15 protein-coding genes are annotated in these 15,428 nt (G+C 70.2%); all 15 read right to left on the reverse strand.

Going from position 1 to position 15,428, the window contains the following annotated elements; all coding sequences use genetic code 11:
- Positions 1 to 7: 7 nt before the first annotated feature.
- The 15 genes from ACAM52_RS13685 to ACAM52_RS13755 all read right to left on the reverse strand — a co-directional run bounded on the left by ACAM52_RS13685 (position 8) and on the right by ACAM52_RS13755 (position 15,400).
- Entirely contained in the window at positions 8 to 1,177 is a 1,170-nt protein-coding gene (locus ACAM52_RS13685; protein WP_369647317.1) for an FAD-dependent monooxygenase, read from the reverse strand.
- A gap of 32 nt (positions 1,178 to 1,209) precedes the next feature.
- The gene (locus tag ACAM52_RS13690; protein ID WP_369647735.1) at positions 1,210 to 2,196 is read right to left on the reverse strand and encodes a Bug family tripartite tricarboxylate transporter substrate binding protein; all 987 of its coding nucleotides are present in this window, start codon (positions 2,194 to 2,196) and stop codon (positions 1,210 to 1,212) included.
- A 14-nt stretch (positions 2,197 to 2,210) separates the two neighbouring features.
- Complete coding sequence (locus ACAM52_RS13695; protein ID WP_369647318.1) at positions 2,211 to 3,182, reverse strand: VOC family protein; 972 nt, start codon at positions 3,180 to 3,182, stop codon at positions 2,211 to 2,213.
- A gap of 13 nt (positions 3,183 to 3,195) precedes the next feature.
- Entirely contained in the window at positions 3,196 to 4,671 is a 1,476-nt protein-coding gene (locus tag ACAM52_RS13700; RefSeq protein WP_369647319.1) for an aldehyde dehydrogenase, read from the reverse strand.
- 8 nt (positions 4,672 to 4,679) lie between these two features.
- Positions 4,680 to 5,480: an aspartate dehydrogenase gene (locus ACAM52_RS13705; RefSeq protein WP_139701716.1), complete on the reverse strand. Its 801-nt coding sequence runs from the start codon at positions 5,478 to 5,480 to the stop codon at positions 4,680 to 4,682.
- Between the two features lie 20 nt (positions 5,481 to 5,500).
- Positions 5,501 to 7,198 carry a thiamine pyrophosphate-binding protein gene (locus tag ACAM52_RS13710; protein ID WP_369647320.1) on the reverse strand — a complete coding sequence of 566 codons (1,698 nt, stop codon included), beginning with the start codon at positions 7,196 to 7,198 and terminating at the stop codon, positions 5,501 to 5,503.
- Positions 7,191 to 8,030 carry an SDR family oxidoreductase gene (locus ACAM52_RS13715; RefSeq protein ID WP_369647321.1) on the reverse strand — a complete coding sequence of 280 codons (840 nt, stop codon included), beginning with the start codon at positions 8,028 to 8,030 and terminating at the stop codon, positions 7,191 to 7,193. The genes ACAM52_RS13710 and ACAM52_RS13715 overlap by 8 nt, the downstream gene beginning before the upstream one ends.
- Before the next feature lie 20 nt (positions 8,031 to 8,050).
- Positions 8,051 to 8,884, reverse strand: coding sequence for an IclR family transcriptional regulator (locus ACAM52_RS13720; RefSeq protein WP_070060330.1), 834 nt, complete (start codon positions 8,882 to 8,884; stop codon positions 8,051 to 8,053).
- Between the two features lie 36 nt (positions 8,885 to 8,920).
- Positions 8,921 to 9,790: an alpha/beta fold hydrolase gene (locus ACAM52_RS13725; protein WP_369647322.1), complete on the reverse strand. Its 870-nt coding sequence runs from the start codon at positions 9,788 to 9,790 to the stop codon at positions 8,921 to 8,923.
- Positions 9,791 to 9,817: 27 nt separating this feature from the next.
- Complete coding sequence (locus ACAM52_RS13730; RefSeq protein WP_062474577.1) at positions 9,818 to 10,354, reverse strand: cupin domain-containing protein; 537 nt, start codon at positions 10,352 to 10,354, stop codon at positions 9,818 to 9,820.
- 43 nt (positions 10,355 to 10,397) lie between these two features.
- Complete coding sequence (locus ACAM52_RS13735; RefSeq protein ID WP_369647736.1) at positions 10,398 to 11,156, reverse strand: SDR family oxidoreductase; 759 nt, start codon at positions 11,154 to 11,156, stop codon at positions 10,398 to 10,400.
- Between the two features lie 77 nt (positions 11,157 to 11,233).
- The gene (locus ACAM52_RS13740; protein WP_369647323.1) at positions 11,234 to 12,217 is read right to left on the reverse strand and encodes a Bug family tripartite tricarboxylate transporter substrate binding protein; all 984 of its coding nucleotides are present in this window, start codon (positions 12,215 to 12,217) and stop codon (positions 11,234 to 11,236) included.
- 191 nt (positions 12,218 to 12,408) lie between these two features.
- Positions 12,409 to 13,668, reverse strand: coding sequence for a D-amino acid dehydrogenase (locus tag ACAM52_RS13745; RefSeq protein ID WP_369647324.1), 1,260 nt, complete (start codon positions 13,666 to 13,668; stop codon positions 12,409 to 12,411).
- Between the two features lie 144 nt (positions 13,669 to 13,812).
- On the reverse strand, positions 13,813 to 14,343 hold the full coding sequence (locus ACAM52_RS13750) for a MolR family transcriptional regulator (protein ID WP_159277234.1): 531 nt from the start codon (positions 14,341 to 14,343) through the stop codon (positions 13,813 to 13,815).
- A 40-nt stretch (positions 14,344 to 14,383) separates the two neighbouring features.
- Positions 14,384 to 15,400: a 2-dehydropantoate 2-reductase gene (locus ACAM52_RS13755; RefSeq protein WP_070060324.1), complete on the reverse strand. Its 1,017-nt coding sequence runs from the start codon at positions 15,398 to 15,400 to the stop codon at positions 14,384 to 14,386.
- Positions 15,401 to 15,428: the final 28 nt, after the last annotated feature.

Here is a 15,428-nt window from a genome sequence, read left to right on the forward strand (position 1 = left end):
AAAGGGGTCAGGCAGTAGCAGCGACAGCGCCCTGCGCCGGCACGCCCAGCGGCACGGCCCAGGCGTCGTAGGCGTACACCCAGTCGGCGTTGCCGCCTTCGCGCAGCCAGTTGTTGCCGCGCGAGCCGAGCTGCACCTGGCTGGCGCGTTCGATGCGCGCCGTCTGGTAGGCCTGCAGCGCGGCGGGAATGCCGGCCATGGCCACGCCGTCGAGGTGGCGCGACAGCACCACGGCGTCTTCGATGGCCATGCCGGCGCCCTGTGCCATGAAAGGCAGCATCGGGTGCGCGGCATCGCCCAGCAGCGCCATGCGGCCCTGCGCCCAGGCGGGCATCGGGTCGCGCTCGTACAGCGCGGTCTTCAGCACCGTGTCGCAGGCGTCGAGCAGCGCGCGCGCCTCGGGGTGGTAGGCCACGTACTGCTCGCGCAGCTCGTCGACGCTGCCCGGCGCGGTCCACGACTCGAGGTGCCAGGTGTCCTGCGGCGTGGTGGCGAAGATGAAGATGTCCTTGCCGCGGTTCAGCGGGAAGGTGACGATCTGGCTCTGCGGGTTCGGGCCCCACCACTTGGTGAAAGCGCCCAGGTTGGGCACGCCGGCCACGCGCTCGGCGGGCACCACGGCGCGGTAGGCGACGATGCCCGTGAAGCGCGGGCTCTCCGCGCCGAACATCGCGGTGCGCACGCCCGAGTGGATGCCGTCGGCACCGATCAGCACGCCCACGCGAGCGCTGGTGCCGTCGCTGAACGACAGGGTCACGCCCTGGCCGTCGGCCGCGATGGTCTCGGCGCGCTTGCCCAGCGCCACGCGCTCGGCCGGGAACATGTCGGCCAGCGCGGCCAGCAGGTCGGCGCGGTGGATGGTGAGCTGCGGCGCACCGTAGCGCTGTTCGGCCGAGTCGGCCATCTCGAGGCGCGAGGTTTCCTCGCCGCTGTCGTAGGTGCGGCTGATGCGGTGCGACGGGCGCGCCGCCGTCACGCGGGCGGCGTCGCCGACGCCCAGGCCGTCGAGCGCGCGCACGGCGTTCGGCGTGAGGTTGATGTCGGCGCCGACGCGGGCGAACTGCTTGGCCTGCTCGAACACGACCACGTCGTGCCCCGCGCGGCGCAGTGCGATGGCGGCGACCAGGCCGCCGATGCCGGCACCGACGATGCCGATGGTGGATTCGCTTGTCTGCATGGTCTCTGTCTCTCTTTGTTCTTGGGGGTGGCTCACTCGGCCACGATGTTGCGGGCCTTGATGATCCGGGCCCAGACGGCCGTCTCATCGCGGATGTGGGCAGCGAACTCGGCGGGCTTCATGGCCGCGTCGGTCATGCCCTGCGCCTTCAGGCGCTCGCGCACGTCTGGCTGGGCCAGCATCTCGGCCGCGTCTTTCGCCAGCTGCTCGACCACGGCCGGCGGCGTGCCCTTGGGGGCCAGCAGGCCATACCACGAGGTCACGGTCACGCCCTGGATGCCCTGCTCCGCCAGCGTGGGGATGTCGGGCGCGGCGGCGCTGCGCTTGGCTTCGGTCACGCCCAGCGCGACGAGCTTGCCGTTCTTGATGAAGGGCATGGTCGCGGGCAGGTTGCTGAACATCAGAGGCACCGAGCCGCCGAGCACGTCGTTGAGCGCGGGCGCCGTGCCCTTGTAGGGCACGTGCAGCAGGTCGATGCCGGCCTGCTGCTTGAACAGCTCGCCCGCCAGGTGCAGGCCGCTGCCCACGCCCGGCGAGGCATACGACAGCGTGTTGGGCTTGGCCTTGGCCATGGCCACCAGCTCCTTCGCGCTCTTGATGCCCGAGGCCGGCGCGGCCACCAGCACATTGGGCGCCTTGGCGAGCATGGTGACGGGCACGAAGTCCTTCTCGATGTTGAACGGGAAGTTCGGCATCAGCGTCGGGTTGATCGTGAGGTTGCCGGCCGGCACCACGAGCAGCGTGTGGCCGTCGCCCTTGGCGCGCTTGACCTTGTCGATGCCGATGTTGCCGGCCGCGCCCACCATGTTCTCGACCACGGCCGCCTGGCCGTAGCGCTTGGCCAGGCCGTCCGACAGGATGCGGGCCAGCGTGTCGACCGGGCCACCGGGCGGGAACGGCGAGACGATGGTGAAGCGGTCGCTCGACAGCTGCTTGTGAGCGTCGCTCTGTGCGTGCGCGGGCAAGGCGATGGCCAGCGCCGCGGCGGTCAGCAGGGAGAAAGAAAAACGTCGTTGCATGAGGGTCACCGGGTTCATTTCTTCTCGGTCAGGAAAGCACCTTTCGGGCCTTCCGCGTTCTTCTGGCGGCGGGTGTGGCCATCGAGGCCGCCATCGACCGCCCATTCGGCGAACACGGTCGGGCCGGGTTCGAACTCGCGCGGCTGCCAGTCGGCGGTGAGCTGGTCTTCGTCGGCGTAGTACTCGATGAGGCCGCCGGCCGGGTTCTTGAAGTACCAGAAGTACGCGGACGACACCGGGTGGCGGCCCGGGCCCAGCTGGGTGTCCCAGCCGCAGCGCGAGAAATGCAGGCCACCGCCGAACACCTCGTGGATGTCGCGCACGGTGAAGGCCACGTGGTTGAGCCCGCGCTTGCCCGACGGAATCTGCAGCAGGAACAGGTCGTGGTGGCCGCCCTCGGGCGCGCAGCGCATGAAGGCGCCGCGGTTCGGATAGCCGTCGGACGAGACAAAACCGAAGCGCTGCGCATAGAACGCGCTCGTGCCCTTCACGTCGCTCACGAAGAACACGACGTGGCCGACTTCGATCGGCGTGGCGCGTTCGTAAATGGGTGCGGGCTGGTTCACGCGCGGCTTGGCGTTCCAGGTGTTCATGGCGCCGCAGTCGACCTCGACCGCGCGCTTGCGGCTGACCTGCAAGCGCACCGCCAGGCCGTTGGGGTCGGTGCAGCCGATGCGGCGCGCGCCGTCGACCGTGGTGTCGATGAAGGCCGGGTCCTGCGCGATGGCGGCGGCGTAGCGGTCCAGGTCGGCGTCGCTTTCCACGCCCCACACCACTTCGCGCAGCGTCGGGCCCTCTTCCATCGCGGGCGGCAGGCCGGGCTTGTCCCACGCCGCAACGACCACCTTGCAGCCGTTGAGGCACTCGAAGACGAGTTCGTCGGCGGCTTCGGACACGAGTGAAAGGCCCCAGTCCTGGAAGAACTGGCGGCAGGCGGGCAGGTCGTCCGCGCCGTAGGTGATCTGGTCGATGCCAAGTACGCTCATCGTGTGCTCCTGTTCAGTTCGCCCACGGGAGCGGTTGTTCGTTCGTGCCCCAGTACATGCTCTTCTGTTCCATGTACTGGAAGATGCCTTCGCGGCCCTTCTCGCGGCCCAGGCCGCTGTCGCGCCAGCCGCCGAACGGCGTCGAGACCGAGAACTGCTTGTAGGTGTTGACCCAGACCGTGCCGGCCTGCACCGCGCGGCCCAGCTTCCAGGCGCGCTTGAAGTCGCGGCTCCACACGCCGGCGGCCAGCGCGTAGACGCTGTCGTTGGCCTGTGCGATCAGCTCTTCCTCGTTGTCGAAGGGCATCGCGACCAGCACCGGGCCGAAGATTTCCTCCTGGCTGATGCGGGCGTTGTTGGTCAGGCCTTCGAGGATGGTCGGCTGGTAGAAGTAGCCCTTGTCGTAGTCGGCGCCGTGCGGGCGCACGCCGCCCGTGCGGATGCGCCCGCCCTCGGACACGCCCAGGTCCACGTAGCGCTCGATGCCTTCGCGGTGCTTGGCCGTGATGAGCGGGCCCATCTGCGTGCGCTCCGAGGCCGGGTCGCCCACGCGCAGCGCATTGGCGCCTTCGGCCAGCCGCGTGAGGAACTCGTCGTAGATGCTGCGGGCCACGAACAGGCGCGAGCCCGCGATGCACGACTCGCCCGACGAACTGAAGATGCCGTAGAGCACGCCGTTCACCGCATGGTCGAGGTCGGCGTCGTCGAGCACCATGGTGGGCGACTTGCCGCCGAGTTCGAGCGACACCGGCATCATCTTGTCGGCCGCGATGTGGGCAATGTGCTTGCCGGTGGTGGTGCCGCCGGTGAACGACACGCGCTTGACCAGCGGGTGCTTGGTGATCGCGTCGCCGATCACCGAGCCCTTGCCCGGCAGCACGCTCACGATGCCCTTGGGCACGCCGGCCAGCTCGCAGATGCGCGCCAGTTCCAGCGCCATGAGCGGCGTGACTTCGGCGGGCTTCACGACCACCGCGTTGCCGGCCGCCAGCGCGGGCGCCAGCTTCTGGGCTTCGCTCGCGATCGGCGAGTTCCACGGCGTGATGGCCGCGACCACGCCCATGGGCTCGTGCACGCTCATCGTGACGAAGGCGCCGCGCGAGGGGGTGATGGTTTCTTCGAGCGTCTCCAATGCGGCGGCGAAGAACTGGAAGGTGCCCGCGGCGCTGGCCACGAGGTTGCGGGTTTCGCTGATCGGCTTGCCGTTGTCCAGGCGCTGCTTCTGCGCCAGCGACTCGCCCTCTTCGCGGATCAGCTGGGCCACGCGGTGCAGCACGGCGGCGCGCTCGTGCGGCAGGCGCTGGGCCCAGCCGCTGGTGCGAAAGGCGTGGTCGGCGCGCGTGATGGCTTCTTCGACGTCGGCCAGGCTCGCGGCCTTCAGGCGCGCGATGGGCTCGCCGGTGGCCGGGTACAGGCTTTCGTAGACGTCGCCGCCGCCCAGGCGCCATTCGCCGGCGATGCAGATCGGAAGGAGTTCGGTGGAGATCATGGGGTGACTCAGATGGCAAGGGGCGCGACGCGGTTGCGCAGCGCGCGCACGGCGCTGTACACGGTCAGGGCCGAGGTCTTGGGGTTGGCCGCGAGCGGCTTGTTGCGCATGGTCAGCGCGAAGCTGCCGAAGGCGCCTTCGGCTTCGACGGTGTGCACGTTCTCGGTGGTGGCCGGGTCGGCAATGAGGCGCACCAGCGTCTGGTCCAGGCCCAGGCCCGCGAGCGAGACGGTGGCCGCCACGTTGGCGTTCTTCGGATAGAGCAAGGCGGCTTCGCGCGCACTGCCTTCGAAGATCACGGTTTCGTGCGCCAGCGTGTCCAGGTTGCGGCCCTGCTCGGCCGGCGTGCCCTTCCAGGCCTGCGGCGGCTTGCGGCCGGTGTAGCGCACGCTGTCCAGGCCGCCGATGCGGGCCGCGGCCAGCGCGTCGATGCCGCCGATGGCGCCGGGAATCAGCTGCACCTGCGTGCGGCCGGCGACGGCGGCGGCTTCGAGCTTCTCGGCGAAGCCCGTGGCCGACAGCGCGCCCACCGAGGCCACCACGCAGGGCGTGCCGCGTGCCAGCGCGGGCAGCACGTGTTCCTCGATGGCGGCATGGCCGGCGGTCTCGACCACGAGGTCGATGCCGTCGGCGGGCACGGCGCTGCCCACCTGCGCGTCGGGGGCGACCTTCTGCGCGGCGGCAATGCCTTCGGCCGGCACGACGATGGCCACCACCTTCAGGGCGGGATCGCCGCGCAGCAGTTCGAGCACCGAGGTGCCGATGGCTCCGCAGCCGACGAGTGCGATGCGCGTGATGGCAGTGGTCATGCGTGGGGCTCCGCGTTCGCTCACTTGGCCGCGCCGAGCGCGGGAATCTGCGTGACCGTGTTGGTCGGCGGGCCGGCGAAGCTGGTCTTGAAACCGCCGATCGACAGCATGTCGATCTCCAGCAGGAACGGGCCGTCGGCGGCGAGCGCCTGGTCCAGCTGCGCCGGCAGGTCGGCCAGGTCCTGCACGCGGGCGTGCGGCAGCGCGATCGACTTGCACAGCAGGTCGTAGTCGGGCGTGTGCAGCTCGGCGTAGCACTGGCGGCCGCCGTACTGCGCGTCCTGGATGTTCTTGATCACGCCGTAGCTCTTGTCGTTCATGAGCACGATGACCATGGGCGCCTTCTCCTGCACCATGCAGGCCAGCTCGCCCAGGTTCAGGATGAAGCCGCCGTCGCCGGCCAGGCAGAAGGTCTTGCGGCCCGAGCCCGTCACCGCCGCGCCGATGGCCGCGCCGATGGCCATGGGCATGCCCTGGCCGATGCCGCCGCCTGTGGCGTGCACGCCGGCGCTGGGTTCGAACACGCGCAGCTCGCGATTGCCCCAGGTACTGTTGGACACCGTGACGTCGCGCACCCAGTTGAACTTGCGGCCGGCCACCGACTGCAGCTGGCGCACGAGTTCGGCGTACGGGCCGAGGCCGTCGCGCAGCGTGGCAACCGCCTGGTCGTGCGCGGCGCGCAGGTCGACCAGCAGCTGCGGGTCGGCCTGGTACTTCGCGGCTTCGAGGCGGTCGGCCAGGCCGTCGAGGGCCAGCGCGGAATCGCCGCAGACAAAGGCTTCGGACGCATAGCAGCGGCCTTCGGCGGCGGCATCGGCGTCGATGCGGTACAGCGGGCGCGGCAGCTTCAGTTCGTACTTGAGCGTCTCGTTGCCGCGCAGGCGCGAACCGACCACGAGCATCGCGTCGCAGGTCTGGTAGAAGGCCTCGACGGGCTTCTGGATGTTGTAGGCGCCGAGCGAACCGGCGTCGTCCTCGGGCACCGTGCCGCGGCCCTGCGTGGTCGTGACCACACCGAAGCCCAGCTTCTGCAGACGCTGGATCGCACTGCGCGCATGGCGGGCACCGCCACCCACCCACAGCAGCGGACGCTTGGCCGTGGCCAGGCGCGCGGCCAGTGCATCGAGGCCGGCGGCCGAAGGCACGGGGCGCTCGATGGGCAGCGGCGACAGGTCGGCCGGCATGGTCGTGAGCGCCGACTGGATGTCGATCGGAATCTCCACGCTCACCGGGCCGGTCGGCGCCGTCATGGCGAGCTGCACCGCGCGCTTGAGCGTGCCCAGCACCGTCTCGACGCTGCGCACGCGCAGCGCGGCCTTCGACACCGCCTTGAGCATGGTGAGCTGGTCGGGCGCTTCGTGGATGTACGACATGCCCTTGTCCAGGTACGGCGTCTCGATCTGGCCGGTGATGTGCAACAGCGGCGCGCCGGCGGTCAGTGCCTCGACCATGCTGCCGGCGATGTTGCCCGCGGCCGGGCCGGTGCTGGTGATGCACACGCCCAGGCTGGCGGTAGAGCGTGCATAGGCGTCCGCCATGTTGCCCGCGCCGGCTTCGCCGCGCGCCGAGATGAAGCGCACCGTGCCGCGCTGCGCGAAGGCATCGAGGATCGGCATGTTGTGGATCGAGATCACGCCGAAGGCTGCCTTGACGCCGCACTGCTCGAGGAACGCGGCGACGACGGCGCCGACCGTGACGGTGTTGTTGGGGTTATGCATGGCGGGAATGGCCTCCGGAGATGTCGATGTGGCTGCCGGTCGTGTACGACGCGAGCGGTGAAGCAAGGAAAAGGATCGCGCGCGCGGCTTCGGTCGGAAGCCCCAGGCGACCCAGCGGGATGTGTTTGGTGGTGGCGAGCTGGCGGCTCCAGGCGGCCCAGTCCTGCGACTTGTCTTCGCGCGCCTCGAAGCGGCGGCGCCACTGGCCCGACTCGACCAGGCCGATCAGGATGCCGTTGACGCGCACGCCCTGCGGCGCGAACTCGGTGGCCATCGAACGCACGAGGTTCAGCAGGCCCGCGCGCGCGGCCGAGGTGGCGACCATGTGCGGCTCGGGTTGGCGTGCCAGCAGCGAGTTGGCGCAGACGATGGCGGCATCGCCGAGCACCGCGCGCTGCGCCGTGAGCTGCGGCAGGAAAGCGCGCGTCGGGTGGATGACCGAGAAGAACTTCAGGTGGAGCTCTTGCATCCAGGCCGCATCGTCGGTGTCGGCGAACGTGGAGACACGCCCCTGCCCTGCGTTGTTGACCAGCATCGACGCCTGGCCGAGTGCGGCCTCGCTGGCGGCGGCGAAGGCGCGCACCGAGGCGGCGTCGAGCACGTCGCAGGTCTGCGCGAACAGCTTGGCGTCGGGGTACTGCGCGCGCAGGCCGGCCACGGCGGCATCGAGCCGTTCGGCGTTGCGCCCGCACAGGGCCACGGCGGCGCCGCAGCCCAGCAGCAGCTCGACGGTGGCCAGGCCGATGCCCGACGACCCGCCCGTGACCACGGCCACGCGGCCGGCCAGTGCGTCGGCGGCGAAGAAGGAGGAGGAAGGGGCGAAGGTCGTCATGGTCAAACGGAAATCAGTCGTCAGGCGCTGCGCAGCGGCACCACCTTGCTGGTGCGCGCGGGCGAGTAATTGAGCAGGCCCGAGATCTCGTCGGCGGTGCCACGCACGCGCTGCACCATCTCGTCCATGCGGTTCTCGTCGATGTGGCCCGAGGTGATGGTGGCGCCCAGCGCCGCCACGATGTGGCCGCTGTGGTCGCGCACCGGCGCGGCGATGGTCGAGATGTTCGATTCGAAGAAGCCCTCGCCCAGCACATAGCCGCGCTGGCGGTCGGCCTGCACCATGTCGAAGAGTTCGTTCACGGTCTTGGGCGTGCTCGGCGAGAAGGTCTCGAGCTTGTCTTCGGGGTACAGCGCGCGCAGCTGCGGCAGCGTGAGGTCTTCGAGCAGGATGCGGCCCAGCACCGTCGCGTGGGCCGGCAGGCGCGTGCCCACCGTGACCGAGCTGGCGAACGGCGTGGCCGGTGCCACCTTGGCGACGTAGACGATCGAGCGGCCGTCGCGCACCACCAGGTTGCAAGGCGTGCGCAGCTCGTCGCACAGGCGGTTGAGCAGCGGCGTGCCCAGCTGCGTGAGCTCCAGCGAGGCCAGGTATTCGAAGCCCAGGCGCAGCACGGCCAAGCCCAGGCGGTAGTCGCGCCCGCCCTCGGCGCGCTCGAGGAAGCCCATGTTCTCCAGCGTGGTCAGCAGGCGGAAGACGGTCGAGCGTGGCAGGTCGAAGCGGCGCGCCAGCTCGGGCGCGGAGAGCGTGCGGCTCTCGCGGCTGAACTCGCACAGCACGCGCAGGCCGCGCTCCAGCGCGGGCACGTTGTAGCGGTCTGCGCCCTCTTCCATCACTTCGTTGTCGGTGGCCATCTTGGAATTCCTCTCGGTTGTCTTGTTCGTGTCGGGTCAGCCGGCGAGCGATTCGCGCAGCAAGGCGGCGACGGCCTGCGGTTGTTCCACATAGCCGGCGTGACCCGCATCGTCCACCAATTCGAGGGGCACGCCGCAGCGGCGCGCGACTTCTTCGCAGGCGCCGGGCGGCGTGACGACGTCGAGCGCACCGCAGGCCACGCGCACGGGCATCGGCGGCGGCAGGTCGGCCAACAGGTCGGCGTTGCACAGCAGCTCGACGGCCTGGCGGTAGCCGTGGTCGTTCAGGCGCGCCATGTTCCAGCGCACCCACTGGCGGGCGTGTTCGCTGGCACCGTCGGACACGAGCCGGCCCGCGCGCTTGGCGGCCATGCCGGCAATGCCGAGGTCGTCGAGCGTGGCCAGGCGTTCGGCGCGCACCTTGGCGCGGGCGTCGATGCGCGCGGCGGCGCCATAACCGATGGCGGGGCTCACGAGCACGAGGCGGCGGATGCGGGCACTGGCGCTCGCATCGCTGCGGGCGGCCGACGCGGCCACGATGGCGCCCAGCGAATGGCCGACGAGCACGCAGGAGCGGATCGACAGCGCGTCGAGCATTTCCTCAAGGCGTGCGGCGTAGTCGGCGGCGGTCGGCGCGGCCGAGGCCAGCGGCGTCGAGCGGCCGTAGCCCGGTGCATCCCAGGCAATGAGGCAGGCCTGCGGCGCCAGCAGCGCCGCGGTGTCGAGCCACGAGGCCGCGCCCGAGCCGATGCCGTGCAGGCACACGATGACCGGGCCCTGGCCGCATTCGCGCACCGACACCACCGCGCCGCCGCCGACCGCGACGTCGCGGGCCGGAAAGCGTGCGTCGAGCCGCGCCAGCTCGGAAGCCGGCAGGGTCTGCGCGGAGATGTCGACGGTGCTCATGGCCTGTTCGCTCGCTGGCTTGCTCGCTCAGCGCTTGATCTTGGCCAGCGGGTGGTCGGCGGGGTACGTCGGCGTGACCGGCTTCTTGGCGCCGAGCATCACGCACATCAGCGCGTCTTCGTCGCCGATGTTGATCTCTTCGCGGTACACGCCGGGCGGCACCGAGATCAGGTCGCGGTCGGTCATGATGGTTTCGAAGCGCTCGCCGTCCTTCTCGATCACGACCTTGAGCTTGCCGCGGATCAGGAAGAACACCTCTTCCACGTCGGTGTGGATGTGCGGCGGGCCTTCGTGGCCGGCCGGGATCACCATGGTCGAGAAGGTGAAGTGCTCCGAGGGCACGGTGTTGGTGTCGGCCGCGACACCGGTGCCGCCAGTGCCCACGTAGCGCATCTGCGCGCGGCGGAACTTGGGATCGAAGTCGGCCTGGAACTTCAGCGCGTCCCAGTCGTACTTGCGGGTTTCGTAACGGGCGATGCGGGTGTTCATCCACTCGGCCAGGCTGCTGCCCTCGGGCTGCGCCAGGGTGTTGTTGATCTTCTGCTGTTCGGACAAATCGCTCATGGGTGTACTCCTTGGTCGGGAAATTCGGTCGGTGGTGGCGGGTTCAGTGCATCGCGAAGCCGCCGTTGACGGCAAGCAGCTGGCCGGTGACGAAGCGCGCCAGGCCGGACAGCAGGAACACGGTCGCGCCGCAGACGTCGGCCGCCTGCTGCTCGCGCGGGATGGCGCGGCCTTCGAGGTATTTCTGGTGGCGCGCCATCGGCACGTACTCGGTGGCCTCGACCAGCGTGAGGCCGGGCGCCACAGCGTTCACCGTGATGTTGTCGCCGCCCCATTCGCGCGCCAGCGAGCGCGTCATGGAGATGACGGCGCCCTTGCTCGAGGCATAGGCCAGCAGGTTGGGTGCGCCCCACAGCGCCGTGTCCGACGCGAGGTTGACGATGGCGCCACGGCCGCTGGCCGCCAGCGCGGGGCGGCAGGCGCGGCCCATGAGCCAGCTGCCGCGCACGTTGACGTTCATCACGCGGTCCCACATGTCGACCTCGAGCTGGTGCGCGTCGCGACCGCCCGAGTTGGTGATGGCGGCGTTGTTGACGAGGCCGTCCAGGCCGCCGAGCAGGCGCACCGCCTCGGCCGCGCCCGCCTCGATGGAAGCCGGGTCCGACAGGTCGATGGCCAGCGCGTGCGCCGTGCGGCCGGCCTCGCGCAGCGCCTGGGCCTCGGTCTCGGCCAGCTCGCCGAGGATGTCGGCCAGCACCACGCTCGCACCCGCCGCGGCCACGCACTGCGCGAACGCGAGGCCCAGGCCGCGCGCACCGCCGGTCACGAGCACGCGGCGGCCGGCCAGCAGGTTGGCGGGCATCTCGGCCAGCAGCGACTGCAGGCTGGAGGGATCGGCGATGGCTTTGAGGTCGGTCATGGCGGGCGTCTCCGTGAGGTTCAGTCGGCCTGGATGCCGAGTTCCTTGATGACCTTGCCGAAGCGCGCGAAGTCGGCGGCGTTGGTCTTGGCCAGCACGTCGGCGTCGCCGCCCACGGGCGTGGTGCCCAGCACGGCCATGCGCGCGACGATCTCGGGCATCTTCAGGATCTCGTTGAAGTGGCCGTTGAGCATCTTCACGATCTCGGGCGGCAGGTTGCGCGGGCCCCACAGGCCGTTCCAGGCGGTGAGCTCGACGTCCTTGTAGCCCAGCTCGGCGAAGGTCGGCACCTTGGGCGCGAGCGGCGAGCGCTCGCGCGAAGCCACGGCGAGCGGGACCATCTTGCCGTTGGGCATGTAGGGCGCCACCGGGCCGAGCGTGATGAAGGTCACCGGCACGTGGCCGCCGAGCACGTCGTTGACGGCGGGCGCCACGCCCTTGTACGGCACGTGCGCCAGGCTGGTGCCCGAGGCGCGGGCGAACATCTCGCCCAGGATGTGCATCGGCGAACCGCTGCCCGGGCTGGCGTAGCTCAGCGACTTGCCGCCCTTGGCCGCGGCCACCGCGTCCTTCAGGCCGGTGTAGCCCTTGGCGCCGCTGGCCACGAGGAACAGCGGCAGGTTGCCGGTCTGCACGATCGGCGTGAAGCCGTTGAGCACGTCATAGCCCGAGGCGCTGCCGGTCTTGAGCACCAGCTGCGCGATCGAGAAGGTGCTGGGCGCGAGCAGCAGCGTGTAGCCGTCGGGCGCGGCCTTGGACACGAAGGCGCTGCCGATGATGCCGCTGGCACCGGGCCGGTTGTCAACCACCACGGGCTGGCCGACGCGGGCCGAGAGCTTTTCGGCGTACAGGCGCGCCAGGGCGTCGGTGTCGCCACCCGCCGGATAGGCAACGACCAGCGTGATCGGCTTGCTGGGGTAGGTGTCTGCCCAGGCGAGTCCGGAAGCGCAAGCGGCGGCCAGGGTGACGGCAGCGGCGATGGCGAGGCGGCGAGTGTGTGTCATCGGGGGTCCGTGGAATCGGTGGTTTGTTTCACTAAAGAAACAACGATTTATTAATGGAACACCGCGAGAATACCGACGAAGACAACTTCATGACTAGGTAAAAACCCTAGTTGAGGTGAAGCCGGGGTGCACGGCCCACGAAAAAGGGCGGCCGTTTCGGGCCGCCCTTCGAGGGGGAAAGCGGGGTTGGGCTACCCGCCGTAGCGCGCGACGGTCAGGCCTTCCATGTCGATTTCGGGCGCCCTGCCCGCGACCAGGTCGGCCATCACGCGGCCGGTGCCGGCCGCCATGGTCCAGCCGAGCGTGCCGTGGCCGGTGCTCAGCAGCAGGTTGGGCACGCGGGTGGCGCCGATCACCGGCGTGCCGTCGGGCGTCATGGGACGCAGGCCGGTCCAGAAGGAGGCATCGCGCACCGGGCCGCCGCGCGGGAACAGGTCGGTCACGACGTGCTCGAGCGTGTCGCGCCGCCGCGCGTCGAGCGCGAGGTCGAAGCCCGAGAGCTGCGCCGTGCCGCCCACGCGGATGCGATCGCCCAGGCGCGTGACGGCGACCTTGAAGGTCTCGTCCATCACGGTGGATTCGGGCGCGCCGCTCGCGTCGGTGATGGGCACCGTGATCGAGAAGCCCTTGACCGGGTACACCGGCAGGTCGATGCCCAAGGGCCGCACCAGCGCGGGCGAGTAGCTGCCGAGTGCGACCACGTAGCGGTCGGCGGTGAAGCTGCCCTGGTCGGTGCGCACCGCCGTCACGCCCTTCCCCGCTTCGTGTTCGAGGGCCTGGATGTTCACGCCGAATCTGAATTGCACGCCCTCGGCTTCGGCCAGCTTGGCCAGCGCCTGCGTGAACTTGAAGCAGTCGCCGGTCTCGTCGCCCGGCAGGCGCAGGCCGCCGACGAACTTGTCCTTCACGGCGCCGAGCGCGGGCTCATGCAACACGCAGCCGTCGCGGTCCAGCACCTGGTAGGGCACGCCCGATGCCTTCAGCACCTCGACGTCCTTGGCGGTGCCGTCGAGCTGCGCCTGCGTGCGAAAAAGCTGCAGCGTGCCCTGCATGCGCTCGTCGTAGCGGATGCCGGTGTCGGCGCGCAGCGTCTTCAGGCAGTCGCGGCTGTATTCGGCCAGCCGCACCATGCGGCCCTTGTTGAGTTCGTAGCGTGCCTGCGTGCAGTTGCGCAGCATCGACAGGCCCCAGCGCCACATGGCCGGATCGAGCATCGGCTTGATGACCAGCGGGCTGTGCTGCATGAGCATCCACTTGATCGCCTTGACCGGCACGCCGGGCCCGGCCCAGGGCGCCGAATAGCCGGGCGAGACCTCGCCCGCATTGCCGAAGCTGGTTTCGAGCGCGGGCGCCGGCTGGCGCTCCAGCACCGTCACCGCGTGCCCGGCGCGCGCCAGGTAGTACGCCACCGAGGTGCCGATGACACCGCTGCCGAGAATCAGGACCTGCATGACAACCCCTCCCTCTTGAAAGCCGCCATGGGCCGAGGGTACAGGGTCGGCGACCTGCTGCGCATGACATCTCGCTGGTCTTGCGCAAGGAAGCGCAGCACCCAGGCCTCGTCGACGGCCCGGCAGCTTCGGCGGATGCGCCCGTCAGAGGGCGTTCAACACGGCCTGCATCGAGGTCAGGCGCGCCTCGTTCTCGTCGGCGTGCGGCCAGCCGGGATGGCGCACACGGGCGCGCTCGTTCAGCGCCAGTTGGCATGCGATGGCGGCCAGTGCCTCGTCGCGCATCGCTGGATCGACCTCGCCCGTGATCTTGAGCTGCCCGAAGGCCGTCGCGACGCGCGCGCGGCATTCGGACTGCAGGAAGGTCTCGTGCATGTCTTCCTCGGCCAGCCATGTCTCGCGCACGTCGGCATCGGCCCGGTGCATGGATTCCGGCACGCCGAAGTCCCAGTCGGCAAGCATCGCCTTGAGGAAGCCCGCGACCTTGCCGTTCTTGCCGCCGTCGCGGTACCAGTCTTCCAGCGACGAGAGCGTGTCGTTGCCGTCGTCGCTGCCGAAGGGGCTGAAGTCGTCGGCCTGGTCGTAGTAGAAATCGTCGGCGGCGAGCGTCACGAAGCGTGGGTGACTGGTCTCGCGGGCGAGGCCTTCTTCAGGGTCGTCGAAATGGTGGGGCATCGGATGGCTCCGGCGGAGTGAATGTGCGGATGAACAGGCCCTAAAGACCCAGTGAGTCCTGCAGTTCGCGCGCCGTCCAGCGCTTCGGCTGTTGCGGCCAGGCCTCGAGCAGCGCGACCATGCGCGCGTTGCGCGGTGCGCTCAGGCCGTGCTCCTGCGCGAGCCGCACCACCTCGCCGCTGAGCGCGTCGATCTCGGTGCGACGGCCCAACGCCAGGTCATCGGCCATGCTGGAGCGCGCCTTGGCGTCGATGCGCAGCATGCGCGCCGCGACGATGCGAAACAGCCAGTCGGGCAACCGCAGCAGGCCCGGCAGGCGCCGCGCCGGCACGGCCGCCACTTGCGCGGGCACGATGCCGCCCGTGCGCAGCACGCCCAGCGTTTCATCGATGAGCGCCGCGAAGCAGCGGCGGTAGCCGCGCTGCATGAGCTCGTCGCGCAGCGGCAGGCCCGACAGCGCATTGACCGGGTTGTTGAGGTTGAGCAGTAGCTTGCCCCACTGCACCGGCAGCAGGTCGGCATGCAGGTCGAGCGGCACGCCGGCGCGCTCGAACACGGGCAGCCAGTCGCGCAGCGCGGGGTCGTCTTCCGCGGCCAGCCGGCCGGGCGTGCCGCGGTGGAAGGCGCCGTCGTCGATCTCGGCCACGTTGTACGGCACCATGCCGGCGCGGATGTTGAGCGAGGGGCCGGCCTGCCCCGCGGCGGCGCAGTTCGAGATGCCGTTCTGCAGCGAAACCACCGTGGTGCCGGCCGGCAGCGCAAAGGCCAGTTCGCGCGCCGCCTCGGCCGTGGCGCCGCTCTTCACGCACAGCAGCACCAGCGCGGGCCGTGCACCCACCGGCACCTGCTCGCACAGGCGCAGCGTGGGCGCCGCCAGCTTGTGCCGGGCGCCGTCGAGGTCGGTGAGGGTGAGGCCGTGGCGCGCGAGCTTGTCGAGCACGCGCGGACGGCCGACGAAGGTGACGGGCACGCCCGCCGCCGCCAGGCTGCCGCCGATGAAGCAACCGATGGTGCCCGCCCCCATCACGAGCACTTCACCGGGGATCGCGTCGGACATGAAGTGCTGCGTGGGTAGTGAGCGAAAA

Origin of the sequence: Variovorax sp. V118 (assembly GCF_041154445.1) — a bacterium.
Taxonomy (GTDB): Bacteria; Pseudomonadota; Gammaproteobacteria; order Burkholderiales; family Burkholderiaceae_C; genus Variovorax; species Variovorax boronicumulans.

Excerpts from the sequence above, each read along its gene's own strand:
- ACAM52_RS13690 (WP_369647735.1), bottom strand. The coding sequence starts at position 2,196 with ATGCAACGACGTTTTTCTTTCTCCCTGCTGACCGCCGCGGCGCTGGCC.
- ACAM52_RS13735 (WP_369647736.1), bottom strand. The coding sequence starts at position 11,156 with ATGCCCGCCAACCTGCTGGCCGGCCGCCGCGTGCTCGTGACCGGCGGT.
- ACAM52_RS13730 (WP_062474577.1), bottom strand. The coding sequence starts at position 10,354 with ATGAGCGATTTGTCCGAACAGCAGAAGATCAACAACACCCTGGCGCAG.
- ACAM52_RS13750 (WP_159277234.1), bottom strand. The coding sequence starts at position 14,343 with ATGCCCCACCATTTCGACGACCCTGAAGAAGGCCTCGCCCGCGAGACC.
- ACAM52_RS13740 (WP_369647323.1), bottom strand. The coding sequence starts at position 12,217 with ATGACACACACTCGCCGCCTCGCCATCGCCGCTGCCGTCACCCTGGCC.
- ACAM52_RS13685 (WP_369647317.1), bottom strand. The coding sequence starts at position 1,177 with ATGCAGACAAGCGAATCCACCATCGGCATCGTCGGTGCCGGCATCGGC.
- ACAM52_RS13720 (WP_070060330.1), bottom strand. The coding sequence starts at position 8,884 with ATGGCCACCGACAACGAAGTGATGGAAGAGGGCGCAGACCGCTACAAC.
- ACAM52_RS13710 (WP_369647320.1), bottom strand. The coding sequence starts at position 7,198 with ATGCATAACCCCAACAACACCGTCACGGTCGGCGCCGTCGTCGCCGCG.
- ACAM52_RS13725 (WP_369647322.1), bottom strand. The coding sequence starts at position 9,790 with ATGAGCACCGTCGACATCTCCGCGCAGACCCTGCCGGCTTCCGAGCTG.
- ACAM52_RS13695 (WP_369647318.1), bottom strand. The coding sequence starts at position 3,182 with ATGAGCGTACTTGGCATCGACCAGATCACCTACGGCGCGGACGACCTG.
- ACAM52_RS13755 (WP_070060324.1), bottom strand. The coding sequence starts at position 15,400 with ATGTCCGACGCGATCCCCGGTGAAGTGCTCGTGATGGGGGCGGGCACC.
- ACAM52_RS13715 (WP_369647321.1), bottom strand. The coding sequence starts at position 8,030 with ATGACGACCTTCGCCCCTTCCTCCTCCTTCTTCGCCGCCGACGCACTG.
- ACAM52_RS13705 (WP_139701716.1), bottom strand. The coding sequence starts at position 5,480 with ATGACCACTGCCATCACGCGCATCGCACTCGTCGGCTGCGGAGCCATC.
- ACAM52_RS13745 (WP_369647324.1), bottom strand. The coding sequence starts at position 13,668 with ATGCAGGTCCTGATTCTCGGCAGCGGTGTCATCGGCACCTCGGTGGCG.
- ACAM52_RS13700 (WP_369647319.1), bottom strand. The coding sequence starts at position 4,671 with ATGATCTCCACCGAACTCCTTCCGATCTGCATCGCCGGCGAATGGCGC.